The organism is Methylobacterium sp. WSM2598, from assembly GCF_000379105.1.
Lineage (GTDB): Bacteria > Pseudomonadota > Alphaproteobacteria > Rhizobiales > Beijerinckiaceae > Methylobacterium.
In genome coordinates this window covers 3,013,753-3,031,553 of the sequence record NZ_KB900609.1, presented here as the reverse complement: position 1 = coordinate 3,031,553, position 17,801 = coordinate 3,013,753, and the positions used below count along the sequence as shown (strand labels likewise).

The window sequence follows — 17,801 nt, the reverse complement described above, 5'->3', positions numbered from 1 at the left end:
GCGCCGCGCGCCGGCCTTCTGCGCCGTCACATGTTGACGTAGTTCGGCCCGCCCGGACCTTCCGGCGTCACCCAGTCGATGTTCTGGTTCGGGTCCTTGATATCGCAGGTCTTGCAATGGACGCAGTTCTGCGCGTTGATCTGGTAGCGCGGCGCGCCGCCCTCCTCGATCCACTCGTAGACGCCGGCCGGGCAGTAGCGGGCCGAGGGGCCGCCGAAGACGTCGTGCTCCGAGCGCTTCTGCAGCTCTGGATCCTTGACCTGGAGGTGGACCGGCTGGTCCTCCTCGTGGTTGGTGTTCGACAGGTAGACCGAGGAGAGCCGGTCGAAGGTCAGGACCCCGTCCGGGCGCGGATAGGTGATCGGCTTGACGTCCTTGAGCGGCTTGGTGCAGGCGTAGTCCGGCTTGCCGTGGCCGAGCGTGCCGAACAGCGACAGGCCGGCGAGCTCGTTGAGCCACATGTCGATCCCGCCGAGCCCGACCCCGACCAGCGTGCCGTACTTCGACCAGAGCGGCTTGACGTTGCGCACCCGCTTGAGGTCGTAGCCGATCTCGCTGTCGCGCCAGCCCCGATCGTAGGCGGTGATCTCGTCCTGGCGCCGGTCCGCCGCCACGGCCTCGTGCAGGGCCCTGGCGGCCAGGATCCCCGACAGCAGCGCGTTGTGCGAGCCCTTGATGCGCGGCACGTTCACGAACCCCGCCGAGTCGCCGACGAGGCAGCCGCCCGGGAAGACGAGCTTCGGCACCGATTGCCAGCCGCCCTCCATGATCGCGCGGGCGCCGTAGCCGATGCGCTTGGCGCCCTCGAACACCTCGCGGATCATCGGGTGGGTCTTGAAGCGCTGGAACTCCTCGAACGGCGACAGGGTCGGGTTCTCGTAGTTCAGGTGCGTGACGAAGCCCACCGAGACGAGGTGGTCGTCGAAGTGGTACAGCCAGGAGCCGCCGCCCGCCCGGTTCGGCAGCGGCCAGCCCATCGTGTGCTGGACGAGGCCGGGCCGGAACTTCTCAGGCTTGACCTGCCAGAGCTCCTTCACCCCGAGCCCGTACTTCTGGTGGTCGGAGTGCTGGTTGAGCTTGTAGCGGTCGATGACGCGCTTGGTCAGCGAGCCGCGGGCGCCCTCGGCCAGGACCGTGTAGCGGGCGCGCAGCTCCATGCCGCGGGTGAAGTCGTCGCGCGGCTCGCCGCTCCTGGCGACGCCGAGGTCGCCGGTCGCCACCCCCACCACGGCGCCCGCCTCGTCGAACAGCACCTCGGCGGCCGGGAAGCCCGGATAGATCTCGACGCCGAGCTCCTCCGCCTTGCGGCCGAGATACTTGGCGACGTTCGAGAGCGACCCGACGAAGTTGCCGTGGTTGGACATCAGCCGCGGGAAGGCGATGTTCGGCAGGCTGATGCCGCCCGCCGGCCCCAGGAACATGAACTCGTCCTTGACGACCTCGGTCCTGAGCGGCCGGTCGGGATCCTGGCGCCAATCCGGCAGCAGCCGGTCGAGTCCGATCGGGTCGATCACCGCGCCCGAGAGGATGTGCGCGCCGACCTCGCCGCCCTTCTCCACCACGACCACCGACACGTCGGTGCCGGCCTCGGCGGCGAGCTGCTTCAGGTGGATCGCCGTCGCGAGCCCCGCCGGGCCTGCCCCCACGACGACCACGTCGAAGTCCATCGCCTCGCGTTCCGGCAAGTCCATCCCCGTCCTCCTTCGCGCCCCTCATCCCGCGGGAGCGAGATGGTTCACATATAAACCAGATAGGTCGGGCTCAAGCGGTCCGCACTGGCCGGACCGTGCGACGCCGCGCCCTCCGGCGCAAGCCGACCAAGGACGTGGCGCGCGCCGTGCCGCAGGCGGCCGCGTCGCGAAGACCGTTGTCCACAGGCGGGCGGCTCGCCACATCTCTCCCATGACGGACGACCGCGACCTCCTCGCCTACCTGGATTTCCACGTCGCGGCGGGCGTCGACGCGGCGCTGGACGAGGCGCCGCACGACCGCTTCGCGGAGAGCGCCTCCCGCGGCCGGCCGGCCTCCGAGTCTCGCCCGGCGCCCGAGTCTCGTCCGGCCCCCGAGCCTCGCCCGGCGGCCGAGCCCGTCCCGGCGCCGGCCGCCGCGCCGCGCCCGCCCGCCCGGGCCAGCACCTTCGGCCGCTCGGCCGCGGCCGAGCCCGGGGAGGCGGCCGGGGACGCCCGGGAGCTCGCCCGCACGGCCGCCACCCTGGAGGAGCTGGAGCAGCTGCTCGCCCGCTTCGAGAGCTGCCCGCTGCGCTTCACGGCCAAGAACCTCGTCTTCGCGGACGGGGAGCCCACCGCGCGGGTGATGTTCGTCGGCGAGGCGCCCGGGGCCGACGAGGACCGGGTCGGCAAGCCCTTCATGGGGCGCTCGGGCCAGCTCCTCGACCGGATGATGGCGGCGATCGGGCTCGACCGCACGAACGCCTATGTGGGCAACGTCGTGCCCTGGCGCCCGCCGGGCAACCGCAACCCGACCCCGCAGGAGATCGCCACCTGCAAGCCCTTCATCGAGCGGCAGATCGCCCTGGCCGACCCGGACATCCTGGTCTGCCTGGGCGGCGTGGCGACCCAGACGCTCGCCGCCACCAAGGACGGGATCCTCAAGTCCCGCGGGCGCTGGTTCCCCTACCGCACGGAGCGGCGCGAGATCCGGCTGCTCGCGACGCTGCACCCGGCCTACCTGCTGCGCCAGCCCCTGCAGAAGCGCCTCGCCTGGCGCGACTTCCGGGTCCTGCGCGCCGCGCTCGACGCCCGGGCCTAAGCGGAACCGTGTTGGGCGGCGTCGATTACTCTTGAGCCCGGGGGCCGGCCCGCGTAGCCGTCCTGCCGGAACCGACGGGTGACGGATCATGCGCTGGGAAGATTTTCGGACCTCCGAGAACGTCGAGGACCGCCGCGGCGAGGGAGGGGGCGGCTTCGGCTTCCCCGGCGGCGGGGCGGGCGGCCTCGGCATCGGCACCATCGTGATCCTGTGCATCATCGGCTGGGTCACGGGCATCAACCCGTCGATCCTGATCGGCGGGGCCGAGATGATGAACCGGCCGCGCGCGCCGCAGGAGCAGCGCTCGGACGCGCAGCGCCGCACCGGCGCGCCCACCGACCAGACCGGCCGCTTCGCCGCCAACATCCTCGGCAACACCGAGGATGTCTGGAAGGAGGTGCTGCCGAACCAGACCGGGCGCCCCTACACGCCGACCACGATGGTGCTCTACCAGGGCGGCACGCGCAGCGGCTGCGGCCAGGCCCGGGCCGCCATGGGGCCGTTCTACTGCCCCCTCGACAAGAAGGTCTATCTCGACACCACCTTCTTCAAGGAGATGGAGACGAAGTTCCGGGTCAAGGGCGACTTCGCCTACGCCTACGTGATCGCGCACGAAGTCGGCCACCACGTGCAGGACGTGCTCGGCATCCTGCCGAAGGTGCAGAAGCGCCAGCAGCAGCTCGACGAGCGGAGCGCTAACCAGCTCTCGGTGCGGGTCGAGCTGATGGCCGATTGCCTCGCGGGCGTCTGGGCCAAGAACTCGGACGAGCGCTTCAACGCCCTGCAGAAGGGCGACATCGAGGAGGCGATGGCGGCCGCCAACGCCATCGGCGACGACCGCCTGCAGAAGCAGAGCCAGGGCTACGTGGTGCCGGATTCCTTCACGCACGGCTCCTCGGCCCAGCGCATGCGCTGGTTCCAGACCGGCTTCCGCAGCGGCCAGACGCAATCCTGCGACACGTTCCGCGCGGCGCAGCTCTGAGGACGCGGTCGCCGGGAGGGCGCGGGTGCCTCGCCCGGACCCGGCGCGCGTCGGCGACACGGATCATCCCCAAGGATCATCCCCAAGGATCACCGCCATGGCCCTCGACACCGGCCGTCCCTTCATCCCACTGCGGATCGCCGTCCTCACCGTCTCGGACAGCCGCAGCCTCGCCGAGGACCGCTCGGGCGACACCCTGGTCGGCCGCCTGACCGAGGCCGGCCACGGCCTCGCGGCCCGCGCGATCGTGCCGGACGAGGTCGAGGCCATCCGGGCGCAGGTGCGGGCCTGGATCGCCGATCCCGCCGTGGACGCGGTCATCACCACCGGCGGCACCGGCTTCACCGGCCGGGACGTGACGCCCGAGGCCCTGGAGCCCCTGTTCGAGAAGCGCATGGACGGCTTCTCGGCGATCTTCCACCGCATCTCCTACGACAAGATCGGCACCTCGACCCTGCAGTCGCGGGCGACCGCGGGGGTGGCGGGCGCCACCTACATCTTCGTGCTGCCGGGCTCGCCCGGGGCCTGCCGGGACGCCTGGGACGGCATCCTGGCCGCCCAGCTCGACTACCGCCACCATCCCTGCAACTTCGTCGAGATCATGCCGCGCCTGGACGAGCACCTGCGGCGCGGCGCCGGCTGACCCGCGGCGCTCCGCCCCGGCGCCGGAGCCTCGCGTCGCGATCAGGAACCCGGAGCAGGACCCGGCGGCGGCGCGAGCCGATCCTCCCCGAGAGCAGCACCCGATCACGTTGCAATCAGGTGCTGCTCTCGATCTTTGATCTTGCCGCATTTTCTGCGACGAACCGGCATCCACTTCGTCGGAAAATGCTCTAGTCGCGCACCAGCGCGCCGCCGAGGCGCCGCACCGGCCTGCGGCCCGCGAAGGGCAGCCCGGCCGCGAGCGCGTCGCGCCGCACCACGTCCCCGGCCCGCACCCGCCGGGTGCCCGCCAGCGCCTCGATCCGGGCGGCGAGGCGCTGGGGTAGCGGCGCGTGGGCGCGCCGCATCCGCCCGACCAGGAGGTCGGGCGCCGCCGTCCCGGTGAAGCGGTCGAGGGTGCGGATCCAGCCCTCCGCCGGCAGGTCGCCCGCCTCCAGGCAGAGCAGCCAGGTCCGGCGCGCCACCGCGGCCGCCGCGGCCCAGGGGTCGGCGCCCCGCGCCACCAGGGTGGCGCCGGTGCGGTCGGCCACCAGGGCGAGGTCGCGGTCCGCCGCGTCGGCCGCCACGATCACCGCGTCGCCGACCACGCCGGCCGCCACCCCCTCCACCAGCGCCGACAGGGTGTCGGCCAGCGCCTCGATGGCGCCGGGCCGCCCCGATTCGACGACGTGGATGACGGCCGTGATCATGGCGCGCCCTTAACCTACGCGACGTCCGGCGTCCTGCCTCGATGCGCGGCATTTGCGCGTGTTCTCTGTTTGTTCTAGAGGGAGCCGTCGGAAACGGGCGGGGAGAGGGCCGTGGCCGGGACGGAGGGGGGTGATCGGGGCGACCCGCGCGCGCGGGAGGAGCTGCGCCTCGCCGCGTCGACCCCGGCGGCCGCGCGCCGCCGCGGCCGGGGGGCCACCGCCAACCCGACCGGCCGCTTCGAGCCGGCGCGCCGCGAGGCCTTCGCGGATGGCTGGGAGCCCGACGAGGACCTGCCGCCCCTGCGCACCGAGGTGATGCTCGAGCGGGCGCGCACGATCATCACCCGCAACGATTCGCCCGACATCGGGTTCGACCGCTCGATCAACCCCTACCGGGGCTGCGAGCACGGCTGCGTCTACTGCTTCGCCCGGCCGAACCACGCCTATGCGGGGCTCTCGCCGGGGCTCGACTTCGAGACGAAGCTCTTCGCCAAGCCGAACGCGGCCGACCTGCTCGCGCGGGAGCTCTCGGCCAAGGGCTACCGCCCGCGCGTGATCGCCCTCGGCACCGCCACGGATCCCTACCAGCCGATCGAGCGGCGCCACCGCATCACCCGGGCGGTGCTGGAGGTGCTCGACCGGTTCAACCACCCGGTCGGGATCGTCACCAAATCCGACCTCGTGCTGCGCGACCTCGACCTGCTGCGGGCGATGGCGGCGAGGGGCCTCGTCCGGGTCGCCGTCTCGGTGACGACGCTCGACGGCGATCTCGCGCGGCGCATGGAGCCCCGCGCGCCCCGCCCCGGGAAGCGGCTCGCCGCGATCCGGGCGCTCGCGGCGGCCGGCATCCCGGTGGCGGTGCTGATGGCGCCCCTGATCCCGGCCCTCAACGACCACGAGATCGAGGCGGTGCTCGCCCGCGCCCGCGAGGCCGGGGCCACGGAATGCGCCGGCGTGCTCCTGCGGCTGCCGCACGAACTCGCCGACCTCGTCCGCGACTGGTTCGCCGCGCATTACCCGGGACGGGCGGCGCGGAGCTTCGCGCTCCTCGGCGAGGCGCGGGGCGGGCGGGCCTACGACGCGACCTTCGGCCGGCGCTTCACCGGCACCGGTCCCTACGCGGAGCTGCTGGCCGAGCGGGTGCGCCGGGCGGCCCGCCGCCTCGGCTACGGCGAGGGCCGCGCGCCCCTGCGCACGGACCTCTTCGCCGTGCCCGCGCCCGAGGGCGGGCAGTACCGGCTGTTCTGAGTCGGCGGGCGGCGCCGGCCCGCGGGGCCGCACCGACGCCACGGTGGCCGCGAGCCTAACCTATTTGGCGTATGGTGGCGTTTCGTAACCCGAACTAACTTTCTGTATCGGAGTGAATTCCAACGTTCTTTGGCTGGGGCTTGCCATGATGCAGCAGCATGACGGATGCGGCCATGCCCAGCACCATCATATTTGAAGCAATCAAGAGCGCGTCCTACGGCACGACGGAAGACTCGCAGCTGGTCTGGGCCGATCGTGCCCTGGTCGCCCTGCTGGTTCCGGCAGGAATGCGGTGGTACCTGCAGATGGGTCTCGGACCTTGCGACCGGGAAGGTCTTCTGTTCGACACGCTCGAGGCGGCCAGGGACTGGGTCCAATCCTGCCTCGACGGCGGTGCAATCAGAACTGCCAATTGAGCGGAAGCCCGGACCCCCGCCCTGGGCGGTGCGAAATCGCACAGGCGGTCAGTCGACTTTTAAAGCCAAGCGACTAGCTGTTGTCCTGATGAGACTTGGGGGGCTCAAGTGCTAGTCGGGACGCCTCTTCTGAAGGCGCTTGACCGTATATGCTGCGGTGGCGTCGTCATTTCGACGAGCGGTAAGGTTCTGGCCGTCAATGAGGTCGCCCGGAAGATATTGGATCAGGAGACGCGCAGCGTCATCGGACTGCATTTCGACTGCGATATCAGCGGGCGCGACGCCATAAAGCAGCTGCTGTCGCGCGGCAAGACACGGGTGCAACTCGAAAGTGAGAGCTGGGTGCTGATTGATCGCCCAGGCCAGCGTCCGCTGATCATGCACGCGACGCCCGTTCCGGTGCTCGGGGAGGATGGGCCGCACTCGGTGCTGATCCTGGTGGACCTCGACGACAGCACCCGCCCGAGCACGGCGGCCCTGGAGCGGATCTTCGGACTCACGCCCGCCGAGGCGCGCCTCGCGGTGAAGCTCACGCGCGGCGACACGCTGGCCGAGATCGCCGAGCAGCACGGCCTGAGCGTCCACACGGTGCGCACCCAGCTCGCCGCCGTCTTCAGCAAGACGAATACCAGCCGGCAGGCCGAGCTGGTCGCGCTGGCCCTGCGCCTGTCGATCCTGCCCTGATCCGGGATCCGGTCGATCCAGGCGGATCCCGGATCACGCGCGCGGCGCTTGAGCGAGGCCCACATCCGCCATCCCGAAGGGATCAAGCGGATCACCAGCCCGCGCGGCGCCTGAGCGAAGCCCACATCCGCCATCCCGAAGGGATCAAGCGGATGTGGGATGAGAGGGCGACGATCGCTCGACGCCCGGCGCCCCCGTCCGGCTCGGCTCTGTCCCGAAGGCGAGAGCGTGGGGCGGGACAGGCGTGGCAGCCACATCCCCCCTGGTGATCAGAGTTCCGAAGGCGGTGCGCGATCGCGTTCACGGACGGAATCCGGCGCCGTTGCCGGACCGCTGCGCGGCGCGCCCTGCATGAGGGGGACGGATGCGTCGTTCTCGGCCTCCGCGCCCCCTCCCGGAGCGCCCGCCCCCCGGCCGGCCGGGCGTCGGATCACTCGTCCTCCGGCAGGACCGCCGCGTCGGACAGCGCCACGATGCGCCGGTCGAGGGAGGCGATGGCCTGATCCGCCGCCCGGCCCCGCCCCGCCCGGCACTGCGCCTGCGCGGCCCGATAGTCGAGCAGCAGGGCGTTGAAGTCCGACTGGCCCGGTGCCGCGGCGACGCGGGCGCGGCGGGCGATCTCGCGCTCGAACCAGGGCCGCACGTGGTGCTCCATCGCCGCGCAGGGCTCCGGGAACCGGAGCCCGGCGGTGGCCTCGGAGACCGGCGGAGCGAGCAGCATCGTGGCCCAGAAGGCGGCGGTGGCGAGCGCGAGGGCCGACCCGGACACGCTCAGGACGGTTCGCCCGCGGCGCTCCTCCGGGGTGACCGGGCAGGGCGGCTGCCAGGCGAGCCGAACCGGCACCGGGCCGCGCTCCGGGTAGCAGTGGGAGATGTGGGACGAGCCGTCGCGATGACGGTGGAAGATGGGCGTCTGCACCGCGCGTCCTCCCTCGATCAGGTCCGCCGCCACGATCCCGCCCGGAGGGGGCCGGCCCCGCGGGACGGGGCGGACCGGTGGTGGTCGCGGCTGCGGATCGGCGGCGGGTGAGCGGGCGCGGTCCCCGCCGCGCTCCGGTCGCGCTCGGCGACCGTCTCACCCGCCCGGTCCCCGGCCTCGCGCAACGGTGCGGTCCGGCCGTGGGAATGCTCATTGGGATGGCACCGAAATCGAACGAAGTAAAGCGTCCAGTCGCCGCAGCGCCATATTGGCAGCGGTTGCCTCGTGTCCGCCCTCGAATGAAATACGGGAGCGTCATCCATTTGGATGAGGGACGGAAACGATTTGCCGATGACAGGTGCCTGACGGATGCGCAGCTGGCAGCGGTGACGACACCAGCGTCGGATGCGGGGCGGGCGCGGCTCAGCCGAGTTCGGTGAATCCCCGATCGATGCCGAGCTCGGCCGCGAGCCAGCGCGCGAAGGTGCGCAGCGGCGCGCGCCGCCGGGTGGCGGCCGGGAAGACGAGGTGGTGGCCCACATAGGTGACGTCCCGGGCGCGGTCCCGGAGCGGGGCGACGAGCCGCCCGCTCGCGAGCTCGCGCTCGGCGAGCAGGGTCGATTCGAGGGCGACGCCGAGCCCGTCCGCCGCCGCCGCGATGGCCAGGAAGCTGCGGTCGAAGCGCACGCCGAGGGGCCGCGGCGCCGGCAGGTCGTTGCGGGCGAACCAGAACGGCCAGCGCACGAGCTTGTTGTCGCTCTGGATCAGCACCTCGCCGAGGAGGTCGGCGGGCTCGCGGATGCGGGCCGCCCGGACGGGGTCGCAGAGGGGCATCACCGTCTCGGTGCAGAGGGGGACGACCACCAGCCCCTCCCCGCGCGGGGGGCCGTAGACGATGTCGGCGTCGAACTCGTCGGTGGTGAAGCGGGCGTAGTCCATGCCCGCGGCGAGGCGCACCTCGAAGCCCGGATGGTCGGCGAGGAAGCGGGCGAGGCGCGGCGTCAGCCACTGCGCGGCGAAGCTCGGGGCGCAGTGCAGGCGCAGGAGCTGCGGCCCCCTCGTCGCCACGAGGTCGAGGCCCCGGTGCAGTTCCTCGAAGGCGCGGCCGACATGCTCCAGCAGGGCCTCGCCCGCCGGCGTCAGCGAGACCCCCTGCCCCGCCCGCTCGAACAGCGCGACGCCGAGCGCCTCCTCCATCTTGCGGATCGCGTGGCTGACCGCGCTCGCCGTCAGGTTCAGTTCAGCCGCCGCGGCCTTGAAGGAGCGGCGCCGCGCGGCGGCCTCGAAGGACCGGACGGCGGAGAGGGGCACCGGGAGCGTCATGCGGCGACGATGGGCCCGCGCCCGCGCGCTGACAACGGCTCCGCCCCATGGAGGTTGTGACAAGCGCGGCGGATCGGGGTATGCGGGGCGAGAACGCTCCCCGAAGGGGATGCCGGTGCGGCGACGGGGCGCGCGAGACATCAGTGACGGGGGAGGCGCGGCCGGGTGCGGCGGCTGCGGCCGCTTCTCCCGCGACGCGAGGGACCCGATGACGACGACCGAGCGCTCCGACCCCGCCATCCGGCACGACTGGACCGTCGCGCAGGTGCAGGCGATCCACGACATGCCGCTCCTCGACCTCGTGCACCGGGCCTCCCTCGTCCACCGGGCGCATCACGACCCTTCGGACATCCAGCGGGCGAGCCTGCTCTCGATCAAGACCGGCGGCTGCCCGGAGGATTGCGGCTACTGCTCGCAATCGGCCCACCACAAGGAGACCGGCGTCGCCCGCCAGCGCCTGATGCCGGTCGAGGCCGTGCTGCGCGAGGCCGCGGCGGCCAAGGCGGCGGGCGCCACCCGCTTCTGCATGGGCGCGGCGTGGCGCAGCCCGAAGGACGGCCCGGATTTCGACGCGGTGCTCGCCATGGTGCGGGGCGTGCGCGGCCTCGGGATGGAGGCCTGCGTCACCCTGGGCATGCTGACGCCCTCCCAGGCCGAGCGCCTCGCCGAGGCGGGGCTCACCGCCTACAACCACAACCTCGATACCGGCCCGGACTACTACGACAAGATCGTCTCGACCCGCAGCTACGAGGACCGGCTCGCGACGCTCCAGGCGGTGCGGGATGCCGGGATCGGCGTCTGCTGCGGCGGCATCATCGGGATGGGCGAGGGCGTGACCGACCGGGTGGCGATGCTGCAGGTGCTCGCCAACCACGCGCCGCACCCGGAGAGCGTGCCGATCAACGCGCTCGCGGCGGTGCCGGGGACGCCGCTCGGCGAGCGCCCGCCGGTCGATCCCTTCGAGATGGTGCGGATGTGCGCGACCGCCCGCATCGTGATGCCCCGCGCCCGGGTGCGGCTCAGCGCCGGGCGCCGGGCGCTGTCCCGGGAGGCGCAGGTGCTCTGCTTCCTGGCGGGCGCGAACTCGATCTTCTACGGCGAGCGCCTGCTCACCACCGCCAATACCGACGCGGACGCGGACGCGCAGCTCCTGCGCGACATCGGCGTGCCGGTGCCGGCGATCTCGGCGCTCGAGGCGGCGGAGTAGCCCGGGCGGCGCCCCGGGGCCGCCCGGCTTAGGGGCTCGGCTTGCCGGCGGCGACCGGGGCCGCGGGCGGGGGCGTGGTCCCGGTCACGTCGGGCTGGAGCAGCGAGACGGTGATCGCCCGGGTGACGTGCTCGGCCATGCAGCGCTGGCCGAGATCCGCGAGCCGGAAGCCGCTGCCGAGCAGCCCGTCGCCCTTGGCGTGCAGCGCGAGGTAGCGCATCGCCTCGAAGCGCAGGACGAGCGGCACCTGCTTCTCGGCGGCCACGCGCTGGATCGCGCGCACGAAGCTGTTGTAGTAGTCGTCCTGCGCCAAGCTCGCGGTGTATTGCGGATCCACCAGCACGACGTCGATGTCGTGCGACTTGATCCAGTCGATCGTGTCCGCCAGGGAGGACGCGAAGGCCTCGACGTCGACCCGGGCGAGCGCGTCGTTGCTGCCGACCTGCCAGACCACGAGGTCGGGCTCGATCTCCGCCACGATGTTGCGCACCCGCTCGGTGGCGCCGTAGGTGATCTCGCCCGGCAGGCCGCGGCTGTCCACGTCGACGGTCACGTCCGGCAGGGATTGCTCCAGGGCCGATTCGAGCTTCACCGGGTAGGTGACGGCCCCGAGCCCGCCCGAGGTCGAGCCGAGCGAGAGGACGTGGATCGCCCGCTGCTCCCGCAGGGCCTTCTTGACGGCCCGGAGCTTGGCCAGGGTGTAGAGCTTGGAGCCGGGGACCCGGCACTCGGGCGACAGGCTCGGGTCCGGCACGTCGGGGCCGGGCGCCACCACGGTCGCGGCCGATCCCGGCCGCGGGGGCTGCTGGGCCTGGGCGGCGGCCGTGCCGAGCCCGACGAGCCCGAACCAGCAGGTCAGGCCGATGCGGGCGACCGAGGGGAGCGCGAGCGCCATTCCACGAACCATGCAGTGAACGCGAGTACAAACAGCCCCGATCCTACGACAAGAACATCGACGGCGAAACCGCCTCCGGTCCAGAACCTGACGAGTTGCGCCGCGAGGCTGCAGATCGACCCGACCGAGAACACCGCGAGGGAGTTGCGGCCCAGGGCGGCGAGCTGGCGCCCGAGCCAGGGGAGCCGGGCGTAGATCCACTCGAATGCGCCCTGGAAGGTCAGCAGCACGCCGATGAAGTGGATGAGTCGGGCCGGCGGCTGGTAGGACTTGTCGAAGGTGAAGAGGAGCCGCGGCTCGGGCACGAGGAGCGGGTCGGGCCGGATGTGGAACCACGCCAGCACCGCCCCGATCACCACGACCGCGATCCCGAGCGGGCGCAGGCGGCGGCGCCAGACCTGGAAGCTCTCCGATTCGCGCCGCCACTCGTGGGCCAGGAAGCCGAGCACCAGCAGCAGCTGCCAGCACAGGGGGTTGAAGAACCAGTGCCCCTCCCCCGGCCAGGACGGCAGGTTGATCTCCCAGACCAGCGCCGCGAGGTAGAGGGCGAGGGAGGCGGCGAGCGCCAGCGGCCGGCTCAGCCGCGCCGCGAGCACGAAGAGCGGCGCGAGCCCGAGCAGCACCACGTAGAGCGGCAGGATGTTGAAGAACCCGAGCTGGTGCAGGAGGGTGACCCAGCCGAGGGTGGTCTGGACCGGGTCGGTGAAGACCGGCCCGGCATTGTGCCACTCGAGCAGGAGCGGGTTGTCGAGGAGGAGGGCCGCCGCCGCCAGCATGGCGAGGGCGAGGGCCGTGATGACGATCTGCGCCCGGTAGACCTCGACCATGCGCGAGAGCAGGCGCAGCAGCGTGCGGCCGGCCGGCTCCAGCGCGCCGCTGCGGCCCCGGATCGCGATCCCGATCGACCAGCCCGCCAGGAACACGAACAGCTCGGCCGCGTCCGAGGTCCCGTACTGCGAGTAGGTGAAGCTCTCGAAGACGTTGCCGGGGATGTGGTTGATGAAGATGGTGATCAGGGCGAGGCCGCGCCAGAAGTCGATTGCGTTCGGGTCGCGCGCCATGCCGGTCCAGTCCTCGCCCTCTCGCGTCGCCGCGTCCGGCCCCGCCCGGGCCGGCGGGGCGACCGGAGCCCGCGCCGCAGGCCGGCGCGGTGCGCTTCCTCACTTGACGATTCGGTCGAGCCGGTTGTTGACGAAGAAATACAGCTCCTTTCCGCCGGGCTCGGCGTAGAGCACCTGCACCTCGCGCTGGCCCCGCCCGCTCTCGCCGACGAGCACGTCGGTCGGGGGCGCGCCCTTGAGCCGGACCAGCTCGCACTCGCCGATGCCCGGCGCGATCGCGGCGGCGCCCGCCGGCACCGGTCCCGTGCAGGTGCCGTCCGGAGCCAGCACCGGCCCCGCATAGGCGGGCGGGGCGGGCGGCGCGATCGCCGCCGCGGGGGCCGCCCGGTCGGGGTTGCCGCCGCAGCCAGAGAGCAGGGCCGCGCCGATCGCGGCCAGCGCCCGGCCCCGTCCCCGGCGGCTTCGTCCCCGGATCCTCGTCATCGTCCCTCGCCGCTTCCCTGCCGCGCCGCCAGCGCCGCCTCGTAGAGGCGCAGCGCCTCGCCCCGGAGCGCCGCCCGCGAGGCCTGGCGGGAATAGAACATGTGGCCGCCCGGGAAAACCGCCAAGCTGAGCCGTTGGCCCGGACCGTAGGCGGGGATCTGGTCGAGGATGAGCCGCGAGGCGAAGTAGGGCGTGACGAGGTCCGTGTAGCCGTGCGCGACCAGCACCCGCAGCGACCCGTCGAGGGCGAGGGCCTGCCTGAGGTCGCTCACCACCTCCGGCGGGGTGCGGCCGGAGCCCCAGTTCCACTGGCGGTTCACGCCGGTGCTGAGCAGCTCGTAGCGCAGATTCGTCACCCGCCAGTTCAGGGTGCGGGCGGTGAGGTCGACGATCGCGCTCGAGAGGGGCGCCTGCATGGCGGAGAGGAGCGGGTCCTCGAAGCCCGCATGGGCCGCGTTCGGCTCCGGGTCCCAGCCGGTGACGCCGGTGTCGTAGGCGCTGGCGACGCGCCCCTCCGCCCGGCCGCTCTCGCGCTGGTAGCTGCCAGTCGAGATCCGCCCGGCCTGCCGCCGCACCAGGTCCGGGTCGAGCCCGGTGAGCGCCGCGACCCGGCGGGCGAGCCGGTCGCGCGCCGCGCCGTCCCGCGGCCCGCGCAGCAGGTCGCTCAGGTACTCGCCGGTGGCGTAGGATTCGGCCTCCGCCAGCGCCCCCGGGTCCGGGCTGCCGCCGCGGCGCTCGATGGCGGCGGCGGCCAGGGAGGGCAGCCGGGTGACGTCGCCGAGGGGATTGTGCCGCGGCGGCTGAAGCCAGCCGAAATCGAGCACGGGCGAGAGCAGAACGAGGCCCGAGAGGCCGACCCCGACGTCGTCCTGGAGCTTGCGGGCGATGAGCGGGCCGCGGAAGCCGCCGTAGCTCTCCCCGAGGTAGAATTTCGGCGAGGTCAGGCGGTCGTTGGTGCGCAGCCAGCGGGCGATCGCCGCGGCGAGGACCGAGGCGTCCGCATCGACCGAGAAGTAGCGCTTGGCGTCGTCCCCGGCCGCCCGGCTGTAGCCGGTGCCGACCGGATCGAGGAAGACGAGGTCGGTGAAGTCGAGCCAGGTCTCGTCGTTGGGCAGCGGCACCGGCGCCGCCGAGGGGCTGATGCTCGGCCCGTCGAGGGGCAGGCGCCAGGGGCCGACCGCCCCGAGATTGAGATAGGCGGAGGCCGCGCCGGGACCGCCGTTGAGCGCGAAGGTGACGGGCCGCGTCGCCCGCGGGCGCTCCGGCAGGGTGAAGGCCGTGAAGGCGATCTCGGCCTGGAGCTTGCCGGCCTCGTCGACGAGGGCGAGGCTGCCGGCCGTGGCCGTGAAGGCGAGGCTGCGCCCGTCCGAGAGGGCGAGGCTGTGCTGCGTCACCGCGTCGGGGGGCAGCCTGCGCCCCTCGGGCGGGCGGGACTCGGGCGGGCGGGACTCGGACGGGCGGGACTCGGACGGGCGGGACTCGGGCGCGCGCGATTCCTGCGCGCGCGGGTCCTGCGGCCGCGGCTGCTGCGCGAGCGAGGGGCCGGGCGCTGCCGCGGCGAGCGCGGCGAGCAGCATCAGGATGCGGATCATCGGGTGTCCTCCGGGGCGGTCCTCATACCCGATCCGATAGACCCCCTCGGGATGGCGGATCGGGGCTTCGCTCACGCGCCGGGCGGGCGCGGGATCCGGGATCCGCTTCGATCGAGCGGATCCCGGATCAGGCCTTCTTCTGCCAGCGGCCGGTCTCGTCCTGCTGCCAGTAGGCGACGCTGTGCCCGGCCTCCTTGGCGGCGCGCCACTGCTCGCGGGCCAGGAGCAGCGCCTCCTGGTCGCTGCCGTCGAACAGGACGCAGATGCGCTCGTAGCGTCCCGCATCGGCGGGCAGGGCGGCGCCCTCGACCAGGAAGCGGATCGTGGCGCCGTTCGGGTTCGCGTCGCGCAGGGTGAGCACGACGGGCTGCGTGCCGGCGTCGGGTTCGCGGTCGGTGCCGTGGGGCAGGAAGCTCTCCTCCGAGAAGGTCCAGAGATGGTCGTCGAGGGCGGCCAGCCGCTCCTCGCTCGCCGCCTGCACGACGACGCGCCAGCGCCGCTCCAGGGATTTCTCCAGGAGGTTCGGCAGCACCGATTCGAGGGGCTGGCGCTGCATGTGGTAGAAGAGAATCTCGGTCACGCCGGCAAGATAGGGTGCGGGCGTGGCGGGGTCAGGGCGCGATCACGTGCGGCACGAAGCGCGCCCGGTTGCCGGTGATGAGGTCGCGGCTCGCGCGCAGGCACAGGCCCGACGGCGCCTCGCCGATGATCCAGCTCCCGGCGAGCACCCGCTCGCCCGCGAAGGCCGGCAGGTCGACCAGCGCCTGGCGGACGTGGCCCTCCGCCCCGTAGGGTCCCTCCTCGCGGGCCAGCACGGCGCCGTCGCGCACCATCAGCACGTTCGCCCCCTCCCGCGACAGGATCGGCTTCTTCACGAAAGTCCGGCCGAGGGACGCCTTGGCGGGATCGTCCTCGAAGTAGCACGGGAGCAGGTTCGGGTGGCCGGGCGCGAGGCGCCAGAGATGGGGCAGCAGGCCCTTCGTCGAGAGCACGGCCTTCCAGGGCGGCTCCAGGAAGCGGGTCGGCGTGCCCGGCAGCGCCGCCCCGAAGGCGTCCCGGAAGGCCCATTCCCAGGGATAGAGCTTGAACAGGGTGCCGAGCGCCTCGCCGAGCCCGTCCGAGAAGGCGCCGTCCTCGCGCAGCGACACCGAGGCGAGGGGCACGAAGCGGGTGGCGAGCCCCGCCTGGTGGGCGCAATCCTGCAGGTAGGCGACGGTGCCGCGGTCCTCGGGCGCGTCGGGCATGCAGGTGAAGGCGACCGGCCCCCCGATCGCCGAGAAGCGGGCGATCAGCCGCTCGTGGACCGCGTTGAATTGATCGCTGCCGGGCGGCAGCAGGCCCCGCGCCAGCAGATCCTCCAGCCACAGCCACTGGAAGACGCCCGTCTCGTAGAGGGCGGTCGGCGTGTCGGCGTTGTATTCCAGGAGCTTCGCCGGGCCGGTGCCGTCATAGGCGAGGTCGAGGCGGCCGTAGAGGGGGGGGTCGCCCCGCCGCCAGCTCTCGCGCACCGCGTCGAAGGCCGCTTCGGGCAGGCCCAGGGAGGCGAGGATTGCCTCGTCCGCGACCGCGCGGGCGACGAAGTCGAGGCAGAGCGCGTGGAGCTCCGCGCTCGGCGCCTCGATGTCGCGCTCGATCTGGTCGAGGGTGAAGGCGTAGGCGTGGCTCTCGTCCCAGTAGGGCTCGTCCGCGAAGGTGTGGAAGGCGAAGCCCGCCGCCGCGGCCCTGTCGCGCCAATCCGGCCGCTCGCCGAGGTCGAGGCGGCGCATCAGGCCCCTCCCCCGCCGGATCCTCCCCCGTGCCCCCCGGCCACCGCGCGGCCGGTGCCGCCGAATCCCCCGCTCGCCACCATCCGGGGCGTCGTCGCGGCGGTGCGGGCGACCGCGGAGGAGACCCGCGCGCTGCTCGACCCGCTGCGCGAGGTCCAGATCCGCCCGCCGCTGCTGGTGCAGTAGCTGCCCGCGAAGCCCCCGCCCCCGCCGCCGCAGGGCCGCGTCTCGTGGCGGAAGAGGGGCTGGACCGGGATGGCCTGCTCGGCCGTGCGGCCGATCATGAAGCCCGAGAGCAGCGGGATGAAGTGGCCCGCGGCCTCGGTCGCCACGAAGCCCCCGGCCGTGCAGCCGCCGCAGCCGTGATGCGCCTCGCAGGCCGCGTTCGTGTCGTAGCGGGGCGCCACGCGCGGGTAGAGGGCGCGGGCCTCGCGGTCGGCGGCCTCGCAATCGTCCCGGCTGCGCAGGCCCTGGCCCAGGCAGGTCGCGACGTCCCGGTAGACGAGGGTGTCCTCCTCCCGCTGCGACGGGTCGCGGCGGGCGAGCCCGTAGGCGGTGGCGCCGGCGCCCAGCAGCAGGGCCAGCGAGACGACCTGGGAGCGCTTGAGGTCCGGCATCTCAGTAGGTCATCGCGGCGGCGTTGACGATGCCCGCCGCGAGCGAGGCCGCGGCCAGGAAGATCGCGGGCGCGGTCTCGCCCGCCGCGATCTGGCGCGACAGGCCCGGCAGGACGAGCCGGACCACCCAGTAGACCGCCATCTGCACGATGAGCGCGACGAGGCCCCAGACCGCGCAGTCGAGCAGGCCCTGCGCGTTGTAGATCGCCACCGCGAGCGGCAGCGTGAAGGCCACGAGGCTGCCGCCGAGCGCGATCGCCGCCGCCGTCACCCCGGCGCGGATCAGCGCCAGCTCGTCATGCGCCGTCGCCAGCATGTAGACGACGAGGTAGGCCGCCACCAGCCCGGCGGCCACAGCCGCGTAGGCCAGGAAGGCCCCCAGCCCGGAAATCGACGCCAGCATCCCGGCTCCCCTCGGCCGCCTGCGACCTCGGGGATACTGGGTACACCGGCCGGCGGTCTCATGCCACATCCGCTCGATCCCTTC

The 17,801-nt window shown here is 73.0% G+C and carries 19 protein-coding genes; 7 read left to right on the top strand and 12 right to left on the bottom strand.

All coding sequences use genetic code 11. The features are described from left to right. Nucleotides 1-26 precede the first annotated feature (26 nt). Nucleotides 27-1,691 (bottom strand): electron transfer flavoprotein-ubiquinone oxidoreductase, encoded by a 1,665-nt coding sequence (locus tag MET2598_RS0114190; RefSeq protein WP_018261267.1) that lies wholly within the window; start codon nt 1,689-1,691, stop codon nt 27-29. A gap of 211 nt (nt 1,692-1,902) precedes the next feature. Here MET2598_RS0114190 and MET2598_RS0114185 point away from each other — a divergent pair, with 211 nt between their 5' ends. The 3 genes from MET2598_RS0114185 (at nt 1,903) to moaB (ending at nt 4,394) form a co-directional block, all read left to right on the top strand. Next, entirely contained in the window at nt 1,903-2,769 is an 867-nt protein-coding gene (locus MET2598_RS0114185) for a uracil-DNA glycosylase (RefSeq protein ID WP_018261266.1), read from the top strand. Nucleotides 2,770-2,857: 88 nt separating this feature from the next. Further along, a complete protein-coding gene (gene ypfJ, locus MET2598_RS0114180; protein WP_018261265.1) occupies nt 2,858-3,751 on the top strand; it encodes a KPN_02809 family neutral zinc metallopeptidase in 894 nt (297 codons plus the stop codon). A 97-nt stretch (nt 3,752-3,848) separates the two neighbouring features. Continuing rightward, entirely contained in the window at nt 3,849-4,394 is a 546-nt protein-coding gene (moaB, locus tag MET2598_RS0114175; protein WP_018261264.1) for a molybdenum cofactor biosynthesis protein B, read from the top strand. 190 nt (nt 4,395-4,584) lie between these two features. On the opposite strand, the gene MET2598_RS0114170 is transcribed toward moaB, so the two are convergent. After that, on the bottom strand, nt 4,585-5,103 hold the full coding sequence (locus MET2598_RS0114170) for a hypothetical protein (RefSeq protein ID WP_018261263.1): 519 nt from the start codon (nt 5,101-5,103) through the stop codon (nt 4,585-4,587). 111 nt (nt 5,104-5,214) lie between these two features. Here MET2598_RS0114170 and MET2598_RS0114165 point away from each other — a divergent pair, with 111 nt between their 5' ends. The 3 genes from MET2598_RS0114165 to MET2598_RS0114155 all read left to right on the top strand — a co-directional run bounded on the left by MET2598_RS0114165 (nt 5,215) and on the right by MET2598_RS0114155 (nt 7,451). Continuing rightward, on the top strand, nt 5,215-6,351 hold the full coding sequence (locus MET2598_RS0114165) for a PA0069 family radical SAM protein (protein ID WP_012335117.1): 1,137 nt from the start codon (nt 5,215-5,217) through the stop codon (nt 6,349-6,351). A gap of 173 nt (nt 6,352-6,524) precedes the next feature. Next, entirely contained in the window at nt 6,525-6,767 is a 243-nt protein-coding gene (locus tag MET2598_RS0114160; RefSeq protein WP_236728719.1) for a hypothetical protein, read from the top strand. A gap of 219 nt (nt 6,768-6,986) precedes the next feature. Next, nucleotides 6,987-7,451: a helix-turn-helix transcriptional regulator gene (locus MET2598_RS0114155; protein ID WP_018261261.1), complete on the top strand. Its 465-nt coding sequence runs from the start codon at nt 6,987-6,989 to the stop codon at nt 7,449-7,451. Between the two features lie 430 nt (nt 7,452-7,881). On the opposite strand, the gene MET2598_RS0114150 is transcribed toward MET2598_RS0114155, so the two are convergent. Together MET2598_RS0114150 and MET2598_RS0114145 are read right to left on the bottom strand one after the other, a co-directional pair. After that, on the bottom strand, nt 7,882-8,370 hold the full coding sequence (locus MET2598_RS0114150; protein ID WP_236728718.1) for a hypothetical protein: 489 nt from the start codon (nt 8,368-8,370) through the stop codon (nt 7,882-7,884). 423 nt (nt 8,371-8,793) lie between these two features. Next, nucleotides 8,794-9,693 carry a LysR substrate-binding domain-containing protein gene (locus tag MET2598_RS0114145; RefSeq protein WP_012335113.1) on the bottom strand — a complete coding sequence of 300 codons (900 nt, stop codon included), beginning with the start codon at nt 9,691-9,693 and terminating at the stop codon, nt 8,794-8,796. A gap of 208 nt (nt 9,694-9,901) precedes the next feature. Here MET2598_RS0114145 and bioB point away from each other — a divergent pair, with 208 nt between their 5' ends. Next, entirely contained in the window at nt 9,902-10,900 is a 999-nt protein-coding gene (gene bioB, locus MET2598_RS0114140; protein WP_012335112.1) for a biotin synthase BioB, read from the top strand. A gap of 28 nt (nt 10,901-10,928) precedes the next feature. Here bioB and MET2598_RS0114135 read toward each other — a convergent pair whose 3' ends face one another. From MET2598_RS0114135 to MET2598_RS0114100, 8 genes are all read right to left on the bottom strand, one after another. Then, a complete protein-coding gene (locus tag MET2598_RS0114135) occupies nt 10,929-11,795 on the bottom strand; it encodes an SGNH/GDSL hydrolase family protein (RefSeq protein WP_018261260.1) in 867 nt (288 codons plus the stop codon). Beyond that, entirely contained in the window at nt 11,756-12,856 is a 1,101-nt protein-coding gene (locus tag MET2598_RS0114130) for an OpgC family protein (RefSeq protein WP_012335110.1), read from the bottom strand. The genes MET2598_RS0114135 and MET2598_RS0114130 overlap by 40 nt, the downstream gene beginning before the upstream one ends. 99 nt (nt 12,857-12,955) lie before the next feature. Beyond that, a complete protein-coding gene (locus tag MET2598_RS0114125; RefSeq protein ID WP_012335109.1) occupies nt 12,956-13,339 on the bottom strand; it encodes a hypothetical protein in 384 nt (127 codons plus the stop codon). Next, nucleotides 13,336-14,931, bottom strand: coding sequence for a S10 family peptidase (locus MET2598_RS0114120; RefSeq protein WP_018261259.1), 1,596 nt, complete (start codon nt 14,929-14,931; stop codon nt 13,336-13,338). Before MET2598_RS0114120 ends, MET2598_RS0114125 begins: the two co-directional genes overlap by 4 nt. Nucleotides 14,932-15,058: 127 nt before the next feature. After that, nucleotides 15,059-15,511 (bottom strand): DNA polymerase III subunit chi, encoded by a 453-nt coding sequence (locus tag MET2598_RS0114115; RefSeq protein WP_012335107.1) that lies wholly within the window; start codon nt 15,509-15,511, stop codon nt 15,059-15,061. 31 nt (nt 15,512-15,542) lie between these two features. Beyond that, nucleotides 15,543-16,697 carry a glutathionylspermidine synthase family protein gene (locus MET2598_RS0114110; RefSeq protein WP_018261258.1) on the bottom strand — a complete coding sequence of 385 codons (1,155 nt, stop codon included), beginning with the start codon at nt 16,695-16,697 and terminating at the stop codon, nt 15,543-15,545. Then, nucleotides 16,697-17,314 (bottom strand): DUF1190 domain-containing protein, encoded by a 618-nt coding sequence (locus MET2598_RS0114105; RefSeq protein ID WP_018261257.1) that lies wholly within the window; start codon nt 17,312-17,314, stop codon nt 16,697-16,699. Before MET2598_RS0114105 ends, MET2598_RS0114110 begins: the two co-directional genes overlap by 1 nt. A gap of 1 nt (nt 17,315) precedes the next feature. Continuing rightward, nucleotides 17,316-17,717 carry a DUF350 domain-containing protein gene (locus MET2598_RS0114100; RefSeq protein ID WP_018261256.1) on the bottom strand — a complete coding sequence of 134 codons (402 nt, stop codon included), beginning with the start codon at nt 17,715-17,717 and terminating at the stop codon, nt 17,316-17,318. Nucleotides 17,718-17,801: the final 84 nt, after the last annotated feature.

Excerpts from the sequence above, each read along its gene's own strand:
- MET2598_RS0114190 (WP_018261267.1), bottom strand. The coding sequence starts at position 1,691 with ATGGACTTGCCGGAACGCGAGGCGATGGACTTCGACGTGGTCGTCGTG.
- MET2598_RS0114185 (WP_018261266.1), top strand. The coding sequence starts at position 1,903 with ATGACGGACGACCGCGACCTCCTCGCCTACCTGGATTTCCACGTCGCG.
- ypfJ (WP_018261265.1), top strand. The coding sequence starts at position 2,858 with ATGCGCTGGGAAGATTTTCGGACCTCCGAGAACGTCGAGGACCGCCGC.
- moaB (WP_018261264.1), top strand. The coding sequence starts at position 3,849 with ATGGCCCTCGACACCGGCCGTCCCTTCATCCCACTGCGGATCGCCGTC.
- MET2598_RS0114170 (WP_018261263.1), bottom strand. The coding sequence starts at position 5,103 with ATGATCACGGCCGTCATCCACGTCGTCGAATCGGGGCGGCCCGGCGCC.
- MET2598_RS0114160 (WP_236728719.1), top strand. The coding sequence starts at position 6,525 with ATGCCCAGCACCATCATATTTGAAGCAATCAAGAGCGCGTCCTACGGC.
- MET2598_RS0114145 (WP_012335113.1), bottom strand. The coding sequence starts at position 9,693 with ATGACGCTCCCGGTGCCCCTCTCCGCCGTCCGGTCCTTCGAGGCCGCC.
- bioB (WP_012335112.1), top strand. The coding sequence starts at position 9,902 with ATGACGACGACCGAGCGCTCCGACCCCGCCATCCGGCACGACTGGACC.
- MET2598_RS0114135 (WP_018261260.1), bottom strand. The coding sequence starts at position 11,795 with ATGGCGCTCGCGCTCCCCTCGGTCGCCCGCATCGGCCTGACCTGCTGG.
- MET2598_RS0114130 (WP_012335110.1), bottom strand. The coding sequence starts at position 12,856 with ATGGCGCGCGACCCGAACGCAATCGACTTCTGGCGCGGCCTCGCCCTG.
- MET2598_RS0114125 (WP_012335109.1), bottom strand. The coding sequence starts at position 13,339 with ATGACGAGGATCCGGGGACGAAGCCGCCGGGGACGGGGCCGGGCGCTG.
- MET2598_RS0114120 (WP_018261259.1), bottom strand. The coding sequence starts at position 14,931 with ATGATCCGCATCCTGATGCTGCTCGCCGCGCTCGCCGCGGCAGCGCCC.
- MET2598_RS0114110 (WP_018261258.1), bottom strand. The coding sequence starts at position 16,697 with ATGCGCCGCCTCGACCTCGGCGAGCGGCCGGATTGGCGCGACAGGGCC.
- MET2598_RS0114105 (WP_018261257.1), bottom strand. The coding sequence starts at position 17,314 with ATGCCGGACCTCAAGCGCTCCCAGGTCGTCTCGCTGGCCCTGCTGCTG.
- MET2598_RS0114100 (WP_018261256.1), bottom strand. The coding sequence starts at position 17,717 with ATGCTGGCGTCGATTTCCGGGCTGGGGGCCTTCCTGGCCTACGCGGCT.